15 protein-coding genes and 1 riboswitch are annotated in these 20,021 nt (G+C 69.0%); of the genes, 12 read left to right on the forward strand and 3 right to left on the reverse strand.

The genetic code is table 11. The features are described from left to right. Positions 1-455 precede the first annotated feature (455 nt). From ACXJKM_RS03965 to ACXJKM_RS04000, 8 genes are all read left to right on the forward strand, one after another. A complete protein-coding gene (locus ACXJKM_RS03965; protein WP_082532506.1) occupies positions 456-1,532 on the forward strand; it encodes a lipase family alpha/beta hydrolase in 1,077 nt (358 codons plus the stop codon). 142 nt (positions 1,533-1,674) lie between these two features. Next, on the forward strand, positions 1,675-2,736 hold the full coding sequence (locus ACXJKM_RS03970) for a cupin-like domain-containing protein (protein WP_056194500.1): 1,062 nt from the start codon (positions 1,675-1,677) through the stop codon (positions 2,734-2,736). A gap of 190 nt (positions 2,737-2,926) precedes the next feature. Continuing rightward, positions 2,927-5,020, forward strand: coding sequence for a diguanylate cyclase (locus tag ACXJKM_RS03975; protein WP_457350387.1), 2,094 nt, complete (start codon positions 2,927-2,929; stop codon positions 5,018-5,020). Between the two features lie 98 nt (positions 5,021-5,118). Continuing rightward, positions 5,119-7,323 carry a molybdopterin-dependent oxidoreductase gene (locus tag ACXJKM_RS03980; RefSeq protein WP_457350389.1) on the forward strand — a complete coding sequence of 735 codons (2,205 nt, stop codon included), beginning with the start codon at positions 5,119-5,121 and terminating at the stop codon, positions 7,321-7,323. 155 nt (positions 7,324-7,478) lie between these two features. After that, positions 7,479-8,795 carry an HD domain-containing phosphohydrolase gene (locus tag ACXJKM_RS03985; protein WP_056194507.1) on the forward strand — a complete coding sequence of 439 codons (1,317 nt, stop codon included), beginning with the start codon at positions 7,479-7,481 and terminating at the stop codon, positions 8,793-8,795. After that, the gene (locus tag ACXJKM_RS03990) at positions 8,792-9,358 is read left to right on the forward strand and encodes a response regulator (RefSeq protein WP_056194510.1); all 567 of its coding nucleotides are present in this window, start codon (positions 8,792-8,794) and stop codon (positions 9,356-9,358) included. Before ACXJKM_RS03985 ends, ACXJKM_RS03990 begins: the two co-directional genes overlap by 4 nt. Further along, a complete protein-coding gene (locus ACXJKM_RS03995; RefSeq protein WP_457350391.1) occupies positions 9,355-11,442 on the forward strand; it encodes an ATP-binding protein in 2,088 nt (695 codons plus the stop codon). The genes ACXJKM_RS03990 and ACXJKM_RS03995 overlap by 4 nt, the downstream gene beginning before the upstream one ends. A 163-nt stretch (positions 11,443-11,605) precedes the next feature. Then, positions 11,606-11,692, forward strand: a riboswitch (cyclic di-GMP riboswitch). Positions 11,693-11,741: 49 nt separating this feature from the next. Continuing rightward, entirely contained in the window at positions 11,742-13,550 is a 1,809-nt protein-coding gene (locus ACXJKM_RS04000) for a S53 family peptidase (protein WP_457350393.1), read from the forward strand. Between the two features lie 34 nt (positions 13,551-13,584). On the opposite strand, the gene ACXJKM_RS04005 is transcribed toward ACXJKM_RS04000, so the two are convergent. Further along, positions 13,585-14,895 carry an ATP-binding protein gene (locus tag ACXJKM_RS04005; RefSeq protein ID WP_457350395.1) on the reverse strand — a complete coding sequence of 437 codons (1,311 nt, stop codon included), beginning with the start codon at positions 14,893-14,895 and terminating at the stop codon, positions 13,585-13,587. Then, complete coding sequence (locus ACXJKM_RS04010) at positions 14,892-15,602, reverse strand: response regulator (protein ID WP_457350397.1); 711 nt, start codon at positions 15,600-15,602, stop codon at positions 14,892-14,894. The genes ACXJKM_RS04005 and ACXJKM_RS04010 overlap by 4 nt, the downstream gene beginning before the upstream one ends. Positions 15,603-15,765: 163 nt before the next feature. On the opposite strand from ACXJKM_RS04010, the gene ACXJKM_RS04015 reads away from it, so the two are divergent. Beyond that, the gene (locus ACXJKM_RS04015) at positions 15,766-16,758 is read left to right on the forward strand and encodes a hypothetical protein (RefSeq protein ID WP_457350399.1); all 993 of its coding nucleotides are present in this window, start codon (positions 15,766-15,768) and stop codon (positions 16,756-16,758) included. A 69-nt stretch (positions 16,759-16,827) separates the two neighbouring features. Here ACXJKM_RS04015 and ACXJKM_RS04020 read toward each other — a convergent pair whose 3' ends face one another. Beyond that, positions 16,828-17,178, reverse strand: coding sequence for a hypothetical protein (locus ACXJKM_RS04020; RefSeq protein ID WP_056194526.1), 351 nt, complete (start codon positions 17,176-17,178; stop codon positions 16,828-16,830). 240 nt (positions 17,179-17,418) lie between these two features. Here ACXJKM_RS04020 and ACXJKM_RS04025 point away from each other — a divergent pair, with 240 nt between their 5' ends. The 3 genes from ACXJKM_RS04025 to ACXJKM_RS04035 form a co-directional block, all read left to right on the forward strand. Then, entirely contained in the window at positions 17,419-18,162 is a 744-nt protein-coding gene (locus ACXJKM_RS04025) for a MerR family transcriptional regulator (RefSeq protein WP_457350401.1), read from the forward strand. Beyond that, entirely contained in the window at positions 18,159-19,415 is a 1,257-nt protein-coding gene (locus ACXJKM_RS04030; RefSeq protein WP_457350402.1) for an MFS transporter, read from the forward strand. The genes ACXJKM_RS04025 and ACXJKM_RS04030 overlap by 4 nt, the downstream gene beginning before the upstream one ends. Before the next feature lie 448 nt (positions 19,416-19,863). After that, on the forward strand, positions 19,864-20,021 hold a 158-nt coding region (locus ACXJKM_RS04035; protein ID WP_457350416.1), incomplete at its 3' end, for a leucine zipper domain-containing protein.

Genomic DNA, 20,021 nt, shown 5'->3' on the forward strand with positions numbered 1-20,021 from the left:
CGACCCGCTGCGCTCTCGCTGCTGTCCCTATGACGAGCACCAGAGCTCGCCCCTTCACGCCGCTTAACGCCGGCTGCACGCCGGGCTTATCAATGAATACAGCGTCGCTGGGGCGACGCCTCCGAGGTGCTGGCAGTGATCGCGTCGCCCGAGCGACGCTGCATTGGCTGTTCTGGTGAGCCCGGCGTGCAGCCGCGCGCTAAGCGGGCAGGTGGTGTGATGGATGGTGCTGGTCACAGGGACAGCAGCGAGAGCGCAGCGGGTCGCGTCTTCCCACTCGCCGTCTTTGTGTTGCTTGCGCAGCGATGGCCTGTGGTGCTCGTGTGCGGTTCAGGGCCTCTTCTTTGGTGACTTTCTTCTGGCCCCGCAGAAGAAAGTTACCCCGCTGCCGGGCGGGACTCCCGGCAATGCATCGAGCAGCCACACCCATCGCAAAAGCAACGCATGATTCACCCATGCAATCAGCGCACACTCTCCGCGGCGCCAGCCGCCTCGCCGTCGACGCCACCACCGGCGTCACCAATCTCGTCGAGGCCATGCACGCCGAGATCGCCCGGCTGCCGCTGACCCAGCAACGCGAACGCACCTCCGGCATCACCGGCCTGGTCTATCGCAGCGTGCGCGGCGTGACCCGCTTGGTGGGCGGTGGCCTCGACATCGCGCTGGGCGCCCTGACCCCACTGCTCGGCCAGGCCGAGGCCGATCGGGCCAACGCCGCGCAGGCCGCATTGAACGGCGTACTGGGCGACTACCTCGAAGACACCCTCAACCCGCTGGCCACGGCGATGAGCCTGCGCCCGCTGGTGGACGGTGCGACCGGACCGGCCCTCATCATGCTGCACGGCCTGTGCATGAACGAGGCGCAGTGGCGCCGCGACGGAGCCGACTTCCCCGCCGCGCTCGCGGCACTCGGCTACCAGCCGCTGGGCCTGCGCTACAACAGCGGCCGACCGATCTGGCGCAACGGCGCCGAGCTGGCCAAGCTGATGGACGACGTGCCCGGCCCGCTGACGCTGCTCGGCCACAGCATGGGCGGCCTGGTGGCACGCAGCGCCATTGCCCAGGCCGGGCGGCGGCGCTGGCCCAAGCGGCTGCAAGCCCTCGTCACGCTCGGCACGCCGCACCAGGGCGCGCCGCTGGAACGCGGCGGCCAGCAGGTGCAGCAGCTGCTCAACATCAGCGCCTACTCGCGCCCGCTGTCCCTGCTGGCCGCGCGGCGCAGTGCCGGCATCCGTGACCTGCGCCATGCCAGCCTGCTTGAAGCCGATGCCGGCAAGGCCAGCGCCTTGCCGCTGCCTGAAGGCGTGGCCTGCTACGCCGTGGCGGCCACCACGTCCAAGTCCGCCAGCGGCTCACCCGCTCGATGGCTCGGCGACGGCCTGGTGCCGGTGGCCAGCGCGCTGGGCCAGCACCGTTCGCCGGCGCGCCGGCTCGCCTTCACCGACACCGCCCTCTTCACCGGTCTGGGCCATCTGGGCCTGCAGACCGACGCCGCCGTGCTGGATCAACTGCAGCGCTGGTTGAAGCCATGATCGCGACAGCTGCCGCGTACCAGCCGGCCGCCAGAGGTGGTCCCCGTCGGGAAGGCAGGGCGGGCCCCTAACTTCCGCCCGGCAATACCAGTTGCAGCAGGCCCACAATGCCGCTCGCTGGCCCGCTTCCACCCTTGCCGCCATGACGCTTTCTCCGATCAAGCCTCCGCCCCGGCCCCGGCCGGCAGCCCTGCTCGACCTGACGCCCGACTGGCTGCAATGGCTGGCCGACAACCGGCTCTGGGACTGCGCGCCCGCCTCCATGCTGGACACCATGGTCACCGCCGGCCAGGACACCGAGACCGCCGCCGCCGCCATCGGCCAGATCGACCAGGACCCGGTCTTCCAGGCCGCTCGCCGCCACCAGCAGATGCTGCGCAAGCTGGAGTCGGTCTGCGGCAATCTGCAGAAGGTCTGGCAGCAGGACCCCAATTACGCCGTCGTCGAGAAGCGCCGCGGCGTGGGCCGCGAGGAGTTCCTGGCACGCTATGTCTACGGCTGCCGGCCCGTCGTGCTGACGGACATCGCCGAGGACTGGCCGGCCATGCGCCGCTGGTCGCCGGCCGACCTGAGCCAGCGCTTCGGCCATCTGGAGGTCGACGTGCAGGTGGGCCGCAACACCGACACCCTGTTCGAGCAGAACAAGGAAAAGCTGCGACAGCGCATGAAGGTGTCGCAGTTCGTCGATCTCGTCGTCAGCGGCGGCGCCACCAACGACCATTACCTGACGGCCAACGACGAGATGCTGCGCCGGCCCGAGTTCATGCCGCTGCTGCAGGACATCGGCCGCATGCCGCCCATCTGCGATCCGGCGCTGCTGCACACGGCCGCCTCCTTCTGGTTCGGCCCGGCGGGCACGCGCACGCCGCTGCATCACGACACGCTGATGCTCTTCCACACCCAGGTGGTCGGCCGCAAACGCTGGCGCTTCGTGTCGCCGCTGCAGACGCCGGCGCTCTACAACCGCATGGGCGTCTACAGCCCCATCGACCTGGATGCCCCCGACTACGCCCGCTACCCGCGGCTGCGCGAGGCCGTCGTGCTGGAGACGGTGCTGGAACCGGGCGACACCCTCTTCCTGCCGCTGGGCTGGTGGCACCAGGTGTCATCGCTGGAGATGAGCATGTCCTTCTCGTACACCAACTTCGATACCGGCGTGCCCAACGAGTTCAGCTATGTGAACCCGAGCATCGGCAACTGGTAGCTCAGGAGCACCCCGAGCGAGGAAAGCTGCACGCATCCGTTTTTCCAAAGGCAACGGCAGTGGCGCGCGGCGGCAGAGGCCACCATAGACTCGGCCAGCGGAGCTGCCCACGGCATCGAGGGCGCGCATTCGCCAGGCTATGGCGCAAAGAAATCTTCGAACGGACCGGTTTCGCATCAGAAGGACTGCGATGCGAGGCGCTGCGCGGCTGGCGGCCGCCCTGTTGGCCGGATGCGCAGCCTTCGGCACGCCGGTCGCCGGCCAGGCTCAGGCGGCTGCGGCGACAAGTGCGGCCTCCGCTCCCGGCGCCCGGGCGCCCGCCCTGGACATCGCCGAGCTGAAGGCCAGGATCGCCTCGGACGACCGCCGGCGGCCTGCCGCTTCGATCGAACTGGCCCAACAGGCGCTCGCAGCAGCCGGGTTGGCGCCCGAGGATCGCCGCTGGCTGCGTACGCGCCTGGTGCGCGACCTGGACCGCCTGGACCGGACGGAGGAGGCCGTCGCCCAGGCCGGCATCGGCCGGCGGGAAGCTCGCGACGAGCAGGAACGGCTGCATTTCGACCGGTTGGAGATGATGGCGCTGGTGGATGCGCACCGCCACGACGACGTGCTCAAGCGCTACCAGAGCGTCGCCCCCCGGCTGCCAGCGCTGGCGAGGGACGCAGCGAATGCCGAAGCGCGCCTGATCGCGGCGGACATCTGGCGGCTTGCCGGCATCGCCACGTTTGGCGTCGGCCGGCTGCCCGAGGCCGCGGAACTGCTGACACAGGCCTTGCGCATCCTCGATGAGCGCCCCGACGCCGTCTACGAGTTCGCGCAGGCGCTGACCTACACGGCCCTCGTGCATTCGCGTTCCGGTCGCGTCGACGAAGCGTTGCGCACGGTGCAACGCGCCATCGACGTCTCGGAGGCCGCAGGGGATCGCTCCGCCCTGTCCAGCTACTACCTGCGCAAGGGTTATTTTCTCGGCCTGCTCGGGCGCCCCGACGAACAGCATGAAGCGCTGCTCAAGGCCCGGGCCACCGCGCGGGACGAATTGAGGAACTACAACCTCGCCGTCGCAGCGACCAACCTGGCCGACGTCGCCCTGCAGAAGAAGGACTACCGCGCCGCGCTGAGCTATGCAGAGGAGGCCATGCCCCTCGTGGAGCGCAGCGGCGACAAGGAGTCACTTTGGATCTGCTGGGTCAACAAGGGCATTGCCCTGAACCGGCTGGGGCGGCCCGGCGGCCTCGATTGGATACGCAAGGCCATCGCCGTCTTCACCGCGACACCCGGCATGGCCGCCAACGCGGCTGACGTCCAGGGCCTGCTGGCCGAGGAGCTGGCCTTCGCCCACGACTACCCGCAAGCCTACGAGGCGGCGATGCAGTTCAAGCGCCTGAGCGACGAGGTGCGCAAGGCCGCCGACCACAAGCGCATCGCCCAGGCGCAGGCCGCCTATGAGGCCGACAAGCGCCAGCGTCAGATCCAAGCGCTGGAGCATGAGCAGCAGTATCAGCAACGCTTCCACTGGCTGCTGGCGCTGGCCGCCGTGGCCGGGCTGGTGGCGGCCATCGTCGCGGCCGTCAGCCGCCATCACGTCAAGCGGGCCTACCAGGCGATGCGCGACATGGCGTTCTCGGACCCCCTGACCGGCCTGCGCAACCGCCGCCACCTGGTGAGCAACGTGCAGGAGGACATGGCGCGAGCACGGCGCCTGCGTGCCAACACTGGCGCTGGCGTCGGGCCGGCCAACACCGACATCATCTTCATGATGATCGACGTCGATCACTTCAAGGCCGTCAACGACGTGCACGGCCACGCGGCCGGCGACGCGGTGCTCAGGCAATGCGCCGCCGTGCTGCAACGACAGCTGCGCGAGTCCGACACCCTCGTGCGCTGGGGTGGCGAGGAGTTCCTCGTCTTCGCCCGCCAGGCCAATGCCGGTGAGATCCACGTGCTGGCCGAGCGGCTGCGCGCCAGCATCGCCGCCCACGACTTCGTGCTGGACGACGGCCAGGTGCTGCGCAAGACCTGCTCCATCGGCTACGCCTGCCACCCCCTGCAACCGGATGCCCAGGGCGCGGCGCCGGCGGACTGGAACGACACCGTGGCACTGGCCGACCAATGCCTGTACGTCGCCAAGGCCAGCGGCCGCGACGTCTGGGTCGGCGTCACCGCCATAGACACCCCGCGATCATGCGGGCACCCGGACATCCGGGAACTGCGGGCCGGGGTCGATGCCGGCGTCTACACGCTGCGGTGCAGTGACGGGCGCAAGATCGTCTGGCCGGCCTCATGAAGCGAGGTCAATGACCTCTCGGGTCATGTCGCCCGGTTGACGCGGGCCTCAAGCTCGGCGTCGCACAATCGTTCGAAAGATCGATCAGGAGACGTGCCATGTCCGAAAGCCATTACCGCATCTGCCCGCTGTGCGAGGCCTGCTGCGGCCTGGAAGTGAAAACCGAAGGTGCCAAGGTCATCAGCATCCGCGGCGCCGACAACGACGTCTTCAGTCACGGCTATCTCTGCCCCAAGGGCGTGAGCCTGAAGGACCTGCACGAGGACCCCGACCGCCTGCGCACGCCGCTGATCAAGCGAGATGGCAAGTTCGTGCCGGCGAGCTGGGACGAGGCCTTTGCCGAGATCGAAAAACGCCTGCTGCCGATCTGGCGTGAGCACGGCCCGGATTCGGTGGCCTTGACCATCGGCAACCCGGCCGCGCACAAGGTCAGCCTGCTGGCCTACACGCCGCGCCTGGTGCGGGCACTGGGCACCCGCAATGCCTTCAGCGCATCGACGCTGGACCAGATGCCCAAGCAGCTCAGCGCCGGCCTGATGTTCGGCCACTGGCTGTCCATTCCTCTGCCCGACATCGAGCGCTGCGACTACCTGCTCATCCTCGGTGGCAACCCGATGATCAGCAACGGCAGCCTGTGGACGGTGCCCGACTACCGCGGCAAGGCCAAGGCCATGCGCGCGCGCGGCGGCCGCATCGTCGTCGTCGACCCGCGCCGCAGCGAGACGGCCACGGCGGCCGACGAGCATCTGGCCATCCGGCCCGGCGGCGATGCGCTGCTGCTGGCCGGCATCGCCCACACGCTGTTCGACGAGGGCCTGGTGAAGCTCGGGCGGCTGGCCGATCACATCAACGGTCTGGACGAAGTACGCGCCGCCCTGCTGCCCTTCGCACCCGAGGTCACTGCCGCCGGCTGCGGCATCCCGGCCGAGGTCCAGCGTCGCATCGCCCGCGAGATCGCCAGCGCGCCGCGCGCCGCCGTCTATGGCCGCATCGGCACCTGCACGACGCGCTTCGGCACGGTCAACTCCTGGCTGGTCGACCTCATCAACGCGCTGACCGGCAACCTCGACCGCGAAGGCGGTGCGATGTTCGCCAAGGCCGCCGCCTTCGCGTCCAATACCCAAGGCAAGCCGGGCAGTGGCAAAGGCATCACGACGGGCCGGCGCAAGAGCCGCGTATCTGGTGCGCCGGAAGTGTTCGGCGAACTGCCCATCACCGTGATGGCCGAGGAAATGGAGATCGCCGGCGAGGGCCAGATCAAGGCGCTGATCAGCATCGCGAGCAATCCGGTGCTGTCGGCCCCCGGCGGCCCGCGCATCGCCAAAGCGCTGGAGAAGCTGGACTTCATGCTCAGCCTGGACATCTACGTCAACGAGACCAGCCGCCATGCCGACGTCATCCTGCCCGGCCTGTCGCCGCTGGAGGACCTGCACTTCGACGTCGCCTTCCCACAGCTCAGCCATCGCAACCATGCGCGCTTCTCCGGCCCGGTGTTCGACGCGCCGGCCGGCACGCCGCAGGAGTGGCAGACCATCCTGCGCCTGTGTGCCCTGCTCGAAGGCCGCGGCCTGGAAGTCGACGTGGCCCAGCTCGACGATGACGCCATCGAATCCGATGTGAAGCGCTTTGCCGGCGACCAGACGCCCGCAGTGCTGGCCGCGCTGCAGCCCTGGCGCGGCCCCGAACGGCTGATCGACCTGCAGCTGCGCGTCGGCCCCTATGGCGATCAGTTCGGCCGCAAGCCCGATGGCATCAACCTGGCCAAGGTCAAGGCTGCCAGCACCGTCGAAGGCGGTGGCATCGACCTCGGTGCGCTGACCGCGCGCATCCCCGAGATCCTGCGCACGCCCAGCGGCAGGATCGAACTCGCACCGCCCTCGGTGCTGGCCGACCTGACCTCAGTCCGGACCGAGCCCGCCCCCGAGTTCAGCCTCATCGGCCGGCGCGACACGCGCTCGGGCAACAGCTGGATGCACAACCTGCCGGTGCTGGCCAAGGGGCCGGACCGCTGCACGCTGCTGGTCAACCCGGGTGACGCGGATCGCCTGGGCCTGGCCGAGTTTGCCCGGATCAAAAGCGCGGTCGGTGAGCTGATCGCGCGCGTCGAGCGCAGCGCCGACATGAGCCCCGGCGTGGTCAGCCTGCCGCATGGCTGGGGGCATGACCTGGACGGCGTGCAACTCGGCGTGGCGCGCGAGCGGCCAGGCGTCAACATGAACGAACTGCTGGACGACGCGGCACGGGACCCTTTGAGCGGCAATGCGGTGCTGAGCGGCATCGCCGTGGAGATTGCACCCGCCTGACCTGCCGAGACCGCGACGACCCGCCACATTTTGCGAACAACTTGTCAAGCATCGCCGGGCCGACCTGCCTAAACTCCCAGTAAAGCGGCGGTCGTCCCTGGCGCGCTCGCCACGGACGGCGATGGCGCGACGCATCCGCCAGCGGGAGCGATTTGATGGATGCAAAAGTTGCCGACCCTCCGGTCGTGCTGTTCGTCGATGACGAGGTGTCGATCCTCAGTGCGCTGCGACGGCTGTTCCGGCCCCAGGGTTACCGGGTGTTGCTGGCCGAAAGCGCCAAGGCCGGACTGGCCATGCTCGAGACCGAACCGGTCGATCTCGTCGTGTCCGACATGCGCATGCCGGAGATGGACGGCGCGGCGCTGCTCGAACAGGTCCACCAGCGCTGGCCGACCGTCGGGCGCATCCTGTTGACGGGTTATGCCGATATCGGCTCGACCGTCGCAGCCATCAACCGCGGGCAGATCCACCGCTATATCGCCAAGCCCTGGGACGACCGCGAGCTGGTGATGTGCGTGCAGGACGGCCTGGAGCGCCGCCGGCTGGAGAAGGAAAACCGCGCGCTGCAGCTGCTGACTCAAAGGCAGAACGACGAACTGCAGGCCTTGAACACCGACCTGGCGGCGCGGGTCAAGGCGCGGACCAGCGAGCTGGAACAGGTCAACGCCATGCTGGAGACCTCGTTCGCGCAGTTGCAGGAGAACTTCCTGCTGTCGATCAACGTGTTCTCAGGTCTGATCGAGCTGCGTGGTGGTGGCATGGCGGGCTATTCACGCGAGGTGGCCGACCTGGCTCGCCGCACGGCGCGGCGGCTCAACCTGGGTGCAGCGGCAGAGGAAGACATCTACATCACCGGCCTGCTGCATGAGGTCGGCAAGATCGGCCTTCCGGACACGATGCTGCGCAAGCCGCTCTCGGCCATGTCCAGCGATGAGCTGGCCCTGTACCGTCGCTACCCGCTCAATGGCGAGGCGGCGCTGCTGCCGCTCGGGCGGCTGCAACGCGTGGCGCGCCTGGTGCGGTCGCACCACGAACGCATCGACGGCAAGGGCTACCCCGATGCGCTGAGCGGCGACGAGGTGCCGCTCGGCGCGCAGGTGGTGAGCGTGGCTTGCGACTACTACGCCGCACAGTCCGGCCGGCTGTCGCTGAAGCGCCATTCGGCGGCCGAGGCGCATTCGCTGATCCTCGGCGGTGCCGGCACGCGTTACGAGAAGGCTGTTGTCGAGGCCTTCGAGCTGGCGCTCAAGGACGAGCCCTCCGAGAAGCCGCGTGACCGGGAGCTGCAGCCTCACGAAGTGATGCCGGGCATGGTGCTGTCCCGCGACCTGCTGTCGCCGCAGGGCACGCTGCTGCTGGCCGCGGGTTTCGTCTTCGACAACCGGGTCGTCAGACAGCTGCGCGAATTCGCCGGCCGTGAAGGCGCAAAGCTGCATGTCTTCGTGAAGCTGCCTGAAGGAGGTGCGACGTGAGCGAACGCATCCTGCTCGTCGACGACGAGCCTCACATCCTCAGCGCGCTGCAGCGCCTGCTGCGCAACGGGCTGAAGGACACCGGCGGCGCGCGCTATGACGTCGAAAGCTTCACCGACGGCGCCGTGGCTCTGGCGCGGGCGCGCGAGTGCGCTTTCGCGCTGGCCATCTCCGATCAGCGCATGCCGGGCATGACCGGCGTGGAATTCCTGCGCGAACTGCGTCAGGTGCAGCCCGACTGCGGGCGCATCATCCTGTCCGGCTATGCCGACCTGAACGCGCTGGTGGCGGCCATCAACGAGGCCGAGATCGCCCGTTTCATCTCCAAGCCCTGGGCCGACTTCGACCTGCTCAGCGCCGTGCGCCAGGTGTTGCGCATCCGCGAGCTGACGATGGAGAACCAGCGCCTGGCTGACCAGGTGCGCCAGCAGATGGGCGTGCTTACCGCCCAAGAGGCGGAGCTGCGCCGCCTGGAGCGGCTCGAACCGGGCATCACCCATGTGAAATGGGGCAGCGACGGCTCGTTCATCCTGGAGGACCCGGATGAAGAGGTGAAGTGGTGACCGTACTGACGGTCGACTTCAGCCTGGCGCTGCAGGCCGTCAGTGCGTCGGTCCTGGTGCATGGATCGGACCGCATCCTGTTCGCCAACGCGGCGATGGAACGCCTGCTGGGCTATGGGCTGGAGGCGCTGCAGCAGATGCCGCCGCACGGCTGGGCAGCGCCCGAGTTCGCCGATGAGTTGCGGCGCTATGGCCAGCGGGCGCTGGCCGAGGAAGGCGAGCTGCCCGCGATCGAGATCGAGGCGCTGACGGGCAGCGGCTCGCTGCGCGTGCTGGAAGTCAAGGCGCATCGCGTCATGCTCGACGGCCAACCCTGTGCGGTGCTGACCGGGCAGGACCTCAGCGACATCCGCCACGTGCAGACCAGCCTGCTGGACATCGGCCGCGTGCTCTACCAGATCCTCGAGAACAACCCGGTGGCCACGCTCGTGATCGACAAGTCTCACCGCGTCACGCACTGGAACGCCTCCTGCGCCCAGCTCACCGGCCGCGACGCCTCCGAGATGCTGGGCCGCGACGACACCTGGCGCGCCTTCTACCCCGAAGCCAGGCCGCTGCTGGTCGACCTGATCCTGGACGGCAATGTCGAGCAGGAGCGCCAGCGCCTGTACGGCCGGCACTGCCAACCGTCGCCGCACATCGCCAACGCCTACGAGGTCGAGGGCTATTTCCCCAATTTCGGCCGGGAAGGGCGCTGGCTCTACTTCACGGCCGCCCCGCTGGTCGATGCCCACGGCGAAGTCGTCGGCGCCATCGAGACACTCCAGGACATCACGCGACGGCGCCAGGCCGAGGACGAACTCCGCCGCCATCGCAACGAACTCGAGAACATGATCGCGGACCGCACGGCCGAGTTGCTGAGCACCCACCATGAACTCGAAGCCTTTCTGGAGAACGCGTCGGTAGGCATCATCGCGACGGCCAATCAGCAGATCCAGCGCGGCAACAAGAAGTTCATCGAGATGTTCGAACTCGGTGACGTCCCGCCCCATGGACTGCCGACGCGCCGCCTGTTCAAGAGCGACGAAGACTTCGAAGCGCTGAGCCAGATCGCCATCCCGGTGCTGTCGCGGGGCGGCTCGCTGCTGCACGAGATGGAGGTCTGCACGCTGGCCGGCAACACGCTGTGGGTGCAGATCATTGCCTACGTATCCAACCCCGAGGAGCCGACAGCGGGCACCTGGTGGCTGCTGCAGGACCGCACGGAGGTGCGCCGCGTGCAGCGTGAGCTGGAGCTCAACTACGAGCGCATCAAGCAGACCAACAACCGGCTTGAGGAAGCGCAGAACCAGCTGCTGCAGGCCGAGAAGATGGCCTCCATCGGCCAGCTCGCCGCCGGTGTCGCCCACGAAATCAACAACCCGATCGGCTTTGTCAGCTCCAACCTCGGCTCGCTGCGCGGCTATGTCCAACCTGTCTTCGCGTTGCTCGCACTGCTGAGGAAGACGCCGGCCGACGCGCTGCCTCGCGATGTGCGAGAAGAGCTGGACCGGGTGGATGCCGCCGTCGACCTGAGCTTCGTGCAGGAGGACCTGCCCCAGTTGCTCGACGAGAGCGAGGAGGGGCTGTCGCGGGTCAAGAAGATCGTGCAGGACCTCAAGGACTTCTCGCGCGTCGACCATGCCGATTGGCAGGACGCCGACCTCAATGCCGGGCTGGACTCGACGCTCAACGTCGTCATGAACGAGGTCAAGTACAAGGCCGAGGTTCGCAAGGACTATGCCGTGCTGCCCCCGGTGCACTGCATCGCCGCGCAGCTCAACCAGGTCTTCATGAATCTGATCGTCAATGCGGCCCATGCCATCAAGGAGCGCGGCACGATCACGCTGACCACGCGCGCCGAGGATGGCTGGGTTCGCATCGAGATCGCAGACACGGGCAGCGGCATGAGCGAGGAGGTCAAGCGGCGCATCTTCGAGCCCTTCTTCACGACCAAACCCGTCGGCCAAGGGACGGGCCTGGGCCTGTCCCTTTCATTCTCCATCGTGCAAAAGCACGGCGGTCGCATCGAAGTGGATTCCCAACCCGGCGTCGGCACGCGCTTCACGGTCTGGATCCCGCTGCACCCGCCGCAGCCCGCCTGAGCTTTTGTGTCCTGCGTGACACAAAGCAACCACAGGGCAGTAACTCACGAAACGCAGACTGGCGGCATCGAAAGCTCGCGCTGCCCGCCGAGTCAGAAGTCACGCAGCGCCTTTGTCGGGCCCCGTATCTCGGCACCCCGGCGCCTAGACTGAACCTGTTTCACAACCCAGAGGGCAAACCCGTCGAAAGGCGGGGACGCAAAGCCACCGGCCTACAGCGCGCAAGCGCCACGGCAGCGGGGCCGCCAAGACCGGCAGGTCTTGATCGGCGTGGCCCTCCTTCGTACGAGAACCCGGCCATGCGCAGTACCCGCCCTGTCTCCTGGACTTCCTGGACCTTCAGCCTGCTGACCGCCGCGGCCCTCACCGCTTGTGGCGGTGGCAGCAGCGACAGCCCGACCGTCCAGGTCAGCGAGGCGGCCTCGGTCATCAACCTGACCGTTGATCTTGCCGATGGCGCCGCCGCCAGCGTCGAGGCTAAGCCCAGCTTCCACACCGCCGCCGTCGATCTCGAAGAACCCGACAACGGTGCCGCACCCCACCGCAGCCACGCCCTGGCCGGCGTCGCCACCCAAGGCCTGACGCGCGACCGCCTGGACGAGGCCATGCGGCCTCGCGCCTTCGCGGCGGGTGCAGGCGAAGCCGCCCCGATGGCGACGTCCACTGCCGTGACGACCTATACGCCGGCACAGATCCGCGCCGCCTACGCGCAGCCGGCCCTGCCCGCCAGCACCGCCGGCCTGACCGCCGCCCAGGCCGCCCAGCTCGGCGCCGGGCAGACCATCTACATCGTCAACGCCAAGCACGACCCCAACATCGCCGCCGAACTGGCCGCCTTCAACACCAAGTTCGCGCTGCCGACCTGCAGCTCGCGCACCCTGGCGGCCAACGCCAGCCTGCCGCTGGCCAAAGCCTCCCCGTCCAGCTGCGAGCTGGTCATTGCCTACAGCACGACCGCCGGCGCCCTGACCGCCACGGCGCCCGCCTATGACAGCGGCTGGGCCACCGAGATTGCGCTGGACGTGCAATGGGCCCACGCGACGGCACCGCTGGCGCGCCTCGTCCTCATCGAAGCGCCGGATGCCGGCGTCGGCAGCCTGTCCAAGGCCGTGGCCCTGGCCAACAGGATGGGCACCGGCGTCGTGTCCATGAGCTTCGGCGCCGCCGAGGGCAGCTGGACGTCGAGCTATGACGGCGCCTTCGCCACCGCCGGCATGAGTTACCTGGCCGCCACCGGTGACAACGGCGCGGCCGTGTCCTGGCCTTCGGTGTCGACCCGCGTCGTGGCCGTCGGCGGCACCACGCTGAGCTACAGCAGCGGTGCGCGCAGCGAAACCACCTGGACCGGCACCGGCGGCGGCACCAGCGCCTATGTGGCCCTGCCCAGCTACCAGAGCGGCACCATTGGCGGCTACGCCAAGCGCGCCGTCGCCGACGTCGCCTTCAACGCCGACCCCAACTCCGGCCAGTACGTGGCGCTGATTGCACAGGGCGCGACGACGACGCGCTGGGTCAGCGCCGGCGGCACCAGCCTGGCCACGCCGCAATGGGCCGGCCTGCTGGCCGTGGCCAACGCGATGCGCGCCGCCGCCAGCAAGGCCCTGCTCGGCCAGCCTCACGCCGCCCTCTACCAGCAGATCGGCGCCGTGCCGACGCAATACGCCGCCGCCTTCAAGGACGTGGCCAGCGGCAGCAACGGCACATGCACGAGCTGCGCCGCCAAGGCCGGCTATGACACGCCCACCGGCTGGGGCACGCCCAACGTCAGCGCCCTGCTGAGCAGCCTCAGCGGCGCCAGCGTCACGACCTCGACGACCACCCCCACGCCGACGACCAGCAGCGGCCCCACGCTGACGACCACCAGCCTGAGCGGCACGGCCGGCAAGGCTCTCGCCGCCACCATCGGCTACTCGGCGCCGGGCGCGAGCTCGCTGAGCATCAGCATCAGCGGTGCCGCCAGCGGCATGAGCTTCTCGGCCACCGGCAGCGGCCTCGCCCTGAACTGGGCCAACCCGGTAGCCGGCCGCACCAACCTCGTCATCACGCTGAAGGACAACCTCGGCCAGACGAGCACGGGCAACGTGACGGTGACGATCAACGCGAGCTGAACTCAGCACTGGCGACTGCTCGAATACTGCTTCGTCACGATCCAGACCAGCTGACACGGGCAATGAGGCCGCCACCATCGCGTGGCATCAACCTGAGCTCGGCGCCCTCGGCCCGCGCGATGCGCTCGACGATGGCCAGGCCCAGGCCCGAGCCGGGCTTGCCGCCGCGCGCCGTGTCGCCGCGCTGAAAGGGGCGCTTGAGGTCGTCGACCCGGGCCGGCGCGATGCCCGGGCCGCGGTCGCGCACCTCGATCCAGGCGGCACCGGCGTTTTCACCGCAGGCCAGCTCGATCGGCGGCGCACCGTGGTTCTGCGCATTGGCGATGAGGTTGAGGACGAGGCGGCGCAACGCCTGCGGCCGTGCGCGCCGATGCACTGCCTGCCCATTGGCCAGCAGCGGTTGCGGCAGGCCCGGCGCCAGGGCCAGCGTCTCGGCCAGGAATTCGCGCAGCTCGACGTCCACGGCCGGCAGCTCCTGCTCGGCGGGGTGGGCGGCGCGCGCGTAGTCGAGGAACTGGGTCAGCAGCCCGTCCAGGCCGTGGAGGCTGCGGTCCAGCGTGTCGAGCAATTCCCTGTCCCCTTGGCCCGCCCGATCGAAAGAACCACGCAGCAACTCGCTAGCGAGGCGAATCTTTGCCAGCGGCGTGCGCAGGTCATGCGACAAACCGGCCAGCATCAGCAATCGCTCCTCCTCGTCGCGCGCCAGGGCCTCGGCCATGTCGTTGAAGCCGCGCGCCAGCGCCGCGGTCTCGGCCGGGCCGTCAGTGGGCAGCAGCAAGCGGCGCTGGCCGGCACCGACCGCCCGGGCCGCGTCGACGAGGCGGGCCAGCGGGCGGTTGATGCGGCGCTGGATCAACCAGGCGCCGAGCAAGGCCAGCACGGCACTGGCGCCACTGGCGATCAGCCAGGTGCGCGCGAAATGGTGGGCCGGCTGCACGGCAGGCAGCACCAGCCAGGCCGGCGCGCCAGGCAGTTGCACCGCGATGAGGCCGTTGGCTTCGCGCCGCCACGGCAGCTCGCCGCGCTCCAGGCCCAGTTGCGTCGCCAGTTCGGCCAGGAAGCCGCGCTCCACCCAGGTCGGCCGCTCGAGCAGGCGCTGCTGCTGGCCCGAGCCGGCGCGCGCATTGAAGCGATCCACGAAGCCGGCGCGCTCGGCCTCGGGCAACAGGCGCATGCCTTCGGCGACGGCCTGCAGGCTGCGCGCGGTCGCCTCGGCCGACTGCTGCAGGCGCGGCCGGGCGACGAACTGCGCATAAGCAAGCGCATTGACCAACTGGCCCAGCACGATCAGGCAGACGATGAGCCACAGGTTGCGGCCGAACAGCGTGGACAGGCCGAACTTCATCGCGCGCCCGGCTCAGGAATAAAGACGTAGCCCAGGCCCCACACAGTCTGGATGTGGCGCGGTGTGCTCGGGTCGGCTTCGACAAGGCGGCGCAGCCGCATGACCTGCACGTCCAGGCTGCGGTCGCTGACGCCGTGCTCGTCGCCATGCGCCAGGGCCAGCAGCTTCTCGCGGCCCAGCGGCCGGTTGGGCTGGCTGGCCAGCGCGCGCAGCAGCTGGAACTCCACGGTGCTGATCTCCACCGGCGCGCCAGCGCGCTCCAGCCGGCGCTGCGTGGGGTAGAGGGTGAAGTCACCGAAGCGCACCGCTTCCTCGCCCGCAGGGCCGAGGTGGGCACCGAGCTGCTGCTGGCGACGCACCATCGCCTGGATGCGCGCCAGCAGCTCACGCGGGGCGAAGGGCTTGGCCAGGTAGTCGTCGGCGCCCATCTCCAGGCCCAGCACGCGGTCGACGAGGTCACCGCGCGCCGTCAGCATCAGGATGGGAATGGTCTCGCCCTGGCCGCGCAAGCGGCGGCACAGCGACAGGCCGTCCTCGCCCGGCATCATCAAATCCAGCACCAGCACGTCGAAGCGTTCGCGCGCCAGCAGCTGCGCGGCGGTGGCGGCATCGGGCACGGCGCGCACGCTGTGCCCCTGCTCGGTCAGGTAGCGCTGCAGCAGGCCGCGCAACTCGGCCTCGTCGTCGGCGATCAGGATGCGGCTCATAGGGGGATGTTAGGGAGAAGCCCGCGCCCCACCTTGCCGGAAAACAATGACAAACCGTTGCAAGCCGCGCCCGCCGTCAGGCCCTGCAAGCACTGCAACCCGCGCGGCAACCTTTGCGCGGCCACGGCTGGGCAGCATGGCCCCACCTCAAACGGAGATCGCCATGCGCCACGCCGCCTTCACCCTGCTCACCCTGCTGATTGCCGCCCCGCTCATTGCTCAAGCCGAACCAACGCCACTGCAGCGCGCCGGCGCCGCACGGTTGACGGCCGAGAAGTCTGCGGCCTGCATGGCCGCCCAGCCCTTCTATTGGGAGATCGGCAACGCCACCCAGCCGCTGGCCGGCGGCAAGGCCGGCGAAAACGGCCCCGAGCGCCACACCGAGATGGCCATCGCCTCCGCCTCCAAATGGGTCTACGCCGCCTTCGTGGCCGAGCGCCGCCAGGGCCAGCTCAGCGCCGAGGACGTCAAGTTCCTGCACTTCCAGTCCGGCTACACCTACTACCACGTGTGCCGCCAGAACCAGAGCGTGGCGGCCTGCCAGCAAAGCCTCATCAACGGCCGCGGCCGCCTCAATCCGGCCACCGAAAACCGCTTCGACTACAACGGCGGCCACATGCAGCAGCACGCCATCCTGATGGGCCTGGGCTCGCTGGGCCCGGAGGGTCTGGCCCTCGCGGTGCGGCAGTCGCTCGCACCCACGCTCGGCACGGACTGGTCCTTCAGCTACAGCCAGGCCATGCCGGCCGGCGGCGGCCAGACCAGCGCGGCCGACTACAGCCGCCTGCTGCGCGCCCTGCTGGGCGGCCAGCTGCAACTCGGCCGCTTGCTGGGCAAGGAGGCCGTCTGCACCAACCCACAGGTCTGCCCGAGCGATGCCGTGAAGACGCCCATCCCTGCGACGGAGAGCTGGCACTACAGCCTCGGCCACTGGGTGGAGGACGACCCGCAGGTCGGTGACGGTGCCTTCAGCAGCCCGGGCGCCTTCGGCTTCTATCCGTGGATCAGCGCCGACCAGCGCTTCTACGGCATCGTCGCTCGCGAGCAGCGCCGTGGCGCCCTGGGCGACGACCCCAGCGACAAGCCGGCGGTGGCTTCGGTGAACTGCGGGCGCGAGATCCGCGCCGCGTGGATGGACGGCCAGCCTCGTCGCTGAATGGAGGAGAGATGCCGCCGAAGCCGGCGCACTCCGCGAGCGCGCGCCGGCTTGGGATAACTTGCCGTCTCAGCGCATCCGGTCGGTCTCGAATGCGATGCGATCAACGCTGCCGTCGACGTTGCGGAACAGGCGCACGCGACGCATGCCGTCGGGGCTGACGAGCAGCTCGGTGTTCTCGGCGCGCCAGGTCTCCAGCGGGCTCTCGTCGAGGCTGACGCCCAGACTGCGCACGCCGACATGGACCTTCAGCGTGCGGCCATCGTCAAGCAGAAATTCGCCTCGTGCGTCGCGCAGCATGGCGCGGCCGGTCATGGCGGGCACGGTGGGTTCCTGGGCACTCGCGGGCGCGATCAGCGTCATGGTTGCGAGCAGAGCGGCCGACAGGGTGAGGGGTCGCAGATTCGTCCAGGTCTTCATGGTGAGGTACTCCTTAGGTTCCCCGAGGCCAGTCGCCTCGGCACAAGCCATAGTGCAAACCCCATGCCAGCTCGAAATGCCAAGAACTTCACGGTCAAACGGCGTCTTCAATCAGTATTCGCCCCAGGTCTGGGCCTGAGCGCCCCGCATCGCGACACCACGCCTCGCGATGGCGCGGCGCTTGACCCTCACGTCACGTGAGGCTTCATCATCCGGCCCGTTTCATGCACGAGCCTGGATATGGACTACACGGTGGGAGAGCTGGCCAAACGGGCCGGCTTGACGGTGCGCACCCTGCACCACTACGAAGAACTCGGCCTGCTGCGCCCCTCGGGCCGCAGTGAGGCTGGCTACCGCCGCTACGGCGACGCCGACGTGCTGCGCCTGCACCGGGTGCTGGCGCTGCGCGACGCCGGCCTGTCGCTGAAGGCCATCGCGCCGCTGCTGGACGGCGAGGCGCCGCAACCGCTGGCTGACGTGCTGCAGGCCCAGATCGAACAGGTCGAGGCTCAGTTGCAGGCGCAGGAGAGCCTGCTGCTGACGCTGCGCAATGCCGCCAAGCGGCTGGAACTGCAGGGCGATGGCGGCGATGCGGTGCAGGTGCTGCTGGACGCCATGGCCATCCGGCGCGTGCACGAGCGCTGGTTCAGCCCGGAGCAGCTGCGCGCCATGCGCTGGCAATGGGAAGCCATCCCCGAGCCGGAGCGCGACGCCGTCGAGCTGGAATGGCCGCAGCTGATCAAGGAAGCTCGCGCGGCGATGGACACCGGCCTCGACCCGGCCGCGCCCGAGGTCCAGGCCCTGGTGCGGCGCTGGCTGGCGCTGCAGAAGCAGTTCCTGGAAGTGGCGCCCGGCATGAAGGACACCATGCAGCGCATGTATGCCGCCGAGCCCGAACTGGCGCGCCAGTCCGGTGTGACGCCTGAACTGATCGCCTACCTGCGCCGCTCCAAAGAAACATTGCCCCTCGGGGAGCAGTCATGAGCGACCCGCGCCGCGAACTCTTTCGCAACGCCAATTTCCGCTGGATCATCGGCGGCGGCCTGCTGTCCATGCTGGGCGACCAGTTCACGCTGCTGGCCCTGCCCTGGCTCGTCATGGGCCTGAGCCGCGACCCGCTGGTGCTGGGCACCGTGCTGGCCCTGGGCAGCCTGCCGCGCGCCATCTTCATCCTGGTTGGCGGCGCGCTGGTGGACCGCCACTCGCCCAAGGCCGTGCTGCTGCTGACCAAGTGGATCAACTTCGCGCTGCTCGGCCTGCTGGCCGCGCTGACCGCCACGGGCGCGGTCACGCTGCCCTGGGTCTATGGCCTGACGCTGGCCATCGGCCTGGCGACTGCGTTCAGCTATCCGGCCGGCAGCGCCATCCTGCCGCAAACCGTGCCGGCCACGCTGATCCAGCCGGCCAACGGCGTGCTGATGGGCGCGCGCCAGCTGGTGCTGCTGCTCGGGCCGGTGCTGGCCGGCCTGCTGGTGACGGCGGGCAGCGCACCGGCGTTGAGCGGCCACGGCCTGGCGCTGGCCTTTGGCTTCGATGCCCTGAGCTTTGCCATCTCGGCCTGGACGCTGTCGCGCGTGCAGGTGGCAGCCAGCGAGGCCAGGCCGCCTCAGCCCGTCTTCGCGGCCATTGCCGAGTCGCTGACGAGCTGCTGGCAGGACCGCGAGCTGCGCGCCCTCTTCATGTATTTCTCGGCAATAGCCTTCTTCGTCGGCGGGCCCATCCAGGTCGCGTTGCCGGTGCTGGCTGCCGAGCGTCTGCCCGGTGGCGCCGCGGCCTTGGGCGCAATGCTGGCCGTGCACGGCCTGGGCGCGCTGGCGGGCATGGCGGTGTCAGGGTTGAAGCCGCATTGGCGCCTGTCCACGCTGGGCGGCACGGTGCTGCTGATCGACACCGTCGCCGGCTGCGTCTTCCTCGCCTTCGGCCATGTGCATGCGGCCTGGCAGGGTGCGCTGCTGCTGTTGCCACTGGGCGCCCTGGGCGGCTTTGTGCAGGTCGCGGTCTACAGCTGGCTGCAAAAGCGCATCCCGTCAGAGATGCTGGGCCGCTCGATGGCGCTGTTCATGTTCATCGTCATGGGGCTGGCACCGCTGGCTTCGGCGGCAGCCGGGGCGGCGCTGCGGGTGCTGGACGTGACGCAGCTGTTCACGGCGGCGGCCTTGTGCCTGCTGGGGGTGGTGGCGTTAGGGGCGTTGTTCACGCCGATTCGGCGGATTGCGTATCTGGAAGCGATGGGTTGAGCGGGATTCGGCTCGCAATGGACCGCCGCATTGCAGCGGTTGCCGTCATCGGCGATCAGCCGCCGAGTTCACGCTGCCTGGCAGGAAGCAGTCGCCGGCGCACCTGGCCGGCTGACGGCTTCAACGACCGGTGTCGAGGGCGCTACGGTCGTCCAGCCTGGCCGCCCGCGGCTGTCGCCGTCGACTCGCGCCGGAATGTCTGCTGCTCGAAGCGTTGGAATGGCGCTGTCGACCCCAAGCCGACATCGACTCGCCGAGATTGGACGCCGCAAGGCTGACGCTCAACGTGAAGTCAAGCGGCCGGAGACAGCCGCCGCCAAACGCCGAGATTCAGCAGGCGCGCAGCGCGGTGCAGGGCTAGCTGTGATGTCTCGATAGGTTGTTCACCCGACCTGGTCTGGGAGACTGGAGTTACGACGCTTCAGAACTCTCAGATGAAGGTGGCCGGGTGAACAGCCATAAGAATGCCAGATTGACGTACCAAGGTCGGCTTTTGCTGATCGAACGCATCAGCGTGATGGGCTTGGCGTTGGCCGCACAGGCCGCCGGCATCAGCATGCGCACGGCGCGCAAATGGCTTGGCCGCTACAACGAGGGGGGTCCGCA

The sequence above is a fragment of the Roseateles sp. P5_D6 genome (assembly GCF_054049415.1).

Coding starts and splice junctions, on each gene's coding strand:
- ACXJKM_RS04025 (WP_457350401.1), top strand. CDS start 17,419: ATGGACTACACGGTGGGAGAGCTGGCCAAACGGGCCGGCTTGACGGTG.
- ACXJKM_RS04010 (WP_457350397.1), bottom strand. CDS start 15,602: ATGAGCCGCATCCTGATCGCCGACGACGAGGCCGAGTTGCGCGGCCTG.
- ACXJKM_RS04020 (WP_056194526.1), bottom strand. CDS start 17,178: ATGAAGACCTGGACGAATCTGCGACCCCTCACCCTGTCGGCCGCTCTG.
- ACXJKM_RS03970 (WP_056194500.1), top strand. CDS start 1,675: ATGACGCTTTCTCCGATCAAGCCTCCGCCCCGGCCCCGGCCGGCAGCC.
- ACXJKM_RS03965 (WP_082532506.1), top strand. CDS start 456: ATGCAATCAGCGCACACTCTCCGCGGCGCCAGCCGCCTCGCCGTCGAC.
- ACXJKM_RS04000 (WP_457350393.1), top strand. CDS start 11,742: ATGCGCAGTACCCGCCCTGTCTCCTGGACTTCCTGGACCTTCAGCCTG.
- ACXJKM_RS04005 (WP_457350395.1), bottom strand. CDS start 14,895: ATGAAGTTCGGCCTGTCCACGCTGTTCGGCCGCAACCTGTGGCTCATC.
- ACXJKM_RS04015 (WP_457350399.1), top strand. CDS start 15,766: ATGCGCCACGCCGCCTTCACCCTGCTCACCCTGCTGATTGCCGCCCCG.
- ACXJKM_RS03975 (WP_457350387.1), top strand. CDS start 2,927: ATGCGAGGCGCTGCGCGGCTGGCGGCCGCCCTGTTGGCCGGATGCGCA.
- ACXJKM_RS03980 (WP_457350389.1), top strand. CDS start 5,119: ATGTCCGAAAGCCATTACCGCATCTGCCCGCTGTGCGAGGCCTGCTGC.
- ACXJKM_RS03985 (WP_056194507.1), top strand. CDS start 7,479: ATGGATGCAAAAGTTGCCGACCCTCCGGTCGTGCTGTTCGTCGATGAC.
- ACXJKM_RS04030 (WP_457350402.1), top strand. CDS start 18,159: ATGAGCGACCCGCGCCGCGAACTCTTTCGCAACGCCAATTTCCGCTGG.